Raw genomic sequence first — 429 nt, forward strand, 5'->3', positions numbered from 1 at the left:
ATGTATCAGTAGATGCGATGTATATTAAAGTACGTGAGAATCATAGAATCGTCTCTAAAGCTGTGTATATTGCGCTCGGTATTGGTGTAGATGGTCATCGTGAAGTACTTGGGTTTAAAGTGGATGATGCTGAGAGTAAGAATCACTGGGGGCACTTTTTACGTGACTTAAAAAATCGTGGGTTAACACAACCAGAACTCATTACTTCAGATTCACATCAAGGTTTAAAGCAGGCGATTCAAGAAGAGTTCCCGGGCACACCTTGGTAAAGATGCACAGTCCATTTCTTAAGAAACATTACGAATGTAATGCCTAAAAAAGGTTCAACTGTTGCGCGTCAATTATTGAGAGAGATTTTTCATACGACAACACCCCAACATGCACGAGAAGCAAAAGAGAAGTTTTTAGACTTTGTATCAGAGGATCCAA

General features: G+C 39.6%; 1 pseudogene. It reads left to right on the plus strand.

The annotated features are described in order from the left end of the window. Positions 1–17: 17 nt before the first annotated feature. Positions 18–429, plus strand: a pseudogene (locus BBS29_RS08515) (IS256 family transposase); the annotation flags it as partial.

It is taken from the genome of Nosocomiicoccus ampullae (genome assembly GCF_001696685.1).
Taxonomy (GTDB): Bacteria; Bacillota; Bacilli; order Staphylococcales; family Salinicoccaceae; genus Nosocomiicoccus; species Nosocomiicoccus ampullae_A.